At 36.4% G+C, this 2,053-nt stretch carries 1 protein-coding gene; it reads right to left on the bottom strand.

Going from position 1 to position 2,053, the window contains the following annotated elements; all coding sequences use genetic code 11:
- Positions 1–200: 200 nt before the first annotated feature.
- Positions 201–1,916, bottom strand: coding sequence for an IS1634 family transposase (locus tag T515_RS16100; protein WP_036613588.1), 1,716 nt, complete (start codon positions 1,914–1,916; stop codon positions 201–203).
- Positions 1,917–2,053: the final 137 nt, after the last annotated feature.

Genomic DNA, 2,053 nt, shown 5'->3' with positions numbered 1-2,053 from the left:
TCCCATCTTTGACAGTACAAGTGTCTATTAAGTCTCAGGATTGGCTCTATAAGCCATTCCCGAGACTTTTGTTGATTTTCGCGAAGTGCGTAATTATTAGTTGTTCATGGCTGTTCTTGCCCCTTTCGCCCACCCCTTTTGACGTTTTGATAATAATTAACTTTCACGGTCCCGCCCCGACGCGAAAGGGGCGTTTATGATCATTCTTTGGATCTTCGACAGATGCCTCGCATTTCTCGTTTTCTTATGATTTCATAATCAGTTCTGAATCCTGCATTTTCGTGTAGGGCATCGGTTATCTTTGTTCTGGTATAGGCAGGAATATATCCTTCATGAATGTCAATCATATTCATGCTGCTTAACGTATTAATCAGTGTTTCACAAGTGTATTTATCATCAAGCTTTTTCTCTAAGATTCGATATATCAAAAGTGAAATAAAGCAAGTTAAAAAATGTGCTTTTATACGATCGTCCCTCTGCAGATATACAGGTCTTGATTTGAATTCTGTTTTCATAATTCGAAACGATTCTTCGATTTCCCAGCGGTCGTGATTAATCTTTGCGATTTCTGAAGCATCATCTTCGAGATTTGTGAAAACAGCGTAGAACCCGTCGTATTTTTCTTCTTCTGAAATCACATCATCATCGATTTCATAGGACTTTTTTTCTGCTATTTCTCCATCGTTAGTGAAGGATGTTTTTTTAATAAATCTACGATAGTCATTTTGATTACGTTTATCTATTTTGTCACTGTTACTAAGAGCTCGAATTGCATGATCGATTTGATTTTTTCTTACCTTGCGTAGATAGTTTCTGTATTTGATTGAGTATGTAACGATAAGGTTCTGATTGAATTCGATTTCTCGTTCATCATCATATCCTTCGACCCATTTTTCTTTGTAAAAAATCAGATTAAGGTTGTCTTCATTGTCTTCGATTTCTCTTATATCAAATTTTTCAGTGGAGCCCTTCAGCCTCCATCCTGTCGGATCAAGGCACCAGTCTTTAAGCTCTTTTTTTAGCTTTTTTATTGATTGTGTTGTAATAAAACAGCGTCCTCCAAAATTGTTGAACATACGATTTGTTTCAGACGATAAACCAGCATCTGTACAGACCACAAACCTTGAAAGCGAGAAATCTTTAATAAGCTGTTCTTCCATCGGTATAAGAGAAGTCTGCTCATTTTTATTTCCGTCATTAATGCAGAACGCGAGTGGGATTCCGGTTTTATCCATAAACAATCCCATCTGAACAATAGGATTCGGTCGATGTTCTTTGCTCTTGCCATATTTTTTTAAACCGCTTTCTTCTTCGATTTCAAAAAAGAAATTTGTACAGTCATAATACAGTATTCCGGTCTGCCTTTTTAATACCCTTTTGCTGTACTCGTAAAGCTTGCTCTGAATGTAATCAGATTCATCAGCGATAACAGATAAAGCACGATAAATTTGATGTGCTTCAAACTCAGGTTTTTCCATTAAACTTCTTGCTTGTTCAAAACAGGAAAGCTTCGAAGAAGGAAAAAGAATACGTCCATAAATCAGTCTTGAAAGAATGTTATTTAAATCATATTGAAATCCATGTTTTTTTGAGATTTGTTCGCAAATATTTGGCAGATAAAGGTCGTAGTAGATCTGCTGGAGAAAAAGGTATCCCACATTAAATGATTTTCTCTCATCCAGTGGAATAAGAGTTTTTGATTCGAATGGTACGAGCACTTTTGTGACTTGTTTTTTCTCTTCTTCGTTAAGTTCTTTTAAGCGTTGTTCCATCCAACTGCGTGCATCTGTACAGTTATGTGCGAGCATAATTTCTTCATCGGTCCCAAGACGTTCCACAACTTCTGAAGAGCGTTTCCCATCACGTTTTATTGAACGGATGATGTAGTGATTTTTTCCGGATTTAGTAATGCGCATCTTTAATATCTCCAGTATAAAAGAATACTGCTTTGATTATACATCAAATTACGCTATTACGCATTATAAATATTTAAAAATTGACAAAAAAATAAGGCGTGGTGCGCCTTCTGAGGGTTTGGGGTGTCAAAGATCCG

Source organism: Oribacterium sp. P6A1 (assembly GCF_000702885.1).
Lineage (GTDB): Bacteria > Bacillota > Clostridia > Lachnospirales > Lachnospiraceae > Oribacterium.
This window is presented reverse-complemented; position numbering and strand designations above follow the sequence as displayed.

Excerpts from the sequence above, each read along its gene's own strand:
- T515_RS16100 (WP_036613588.1), bottom strand. The coding sequence starts at position 1,916 with ATGCGCATTACTAAATCCGGAAAAAATCACTACATCATCCGTTCAATA.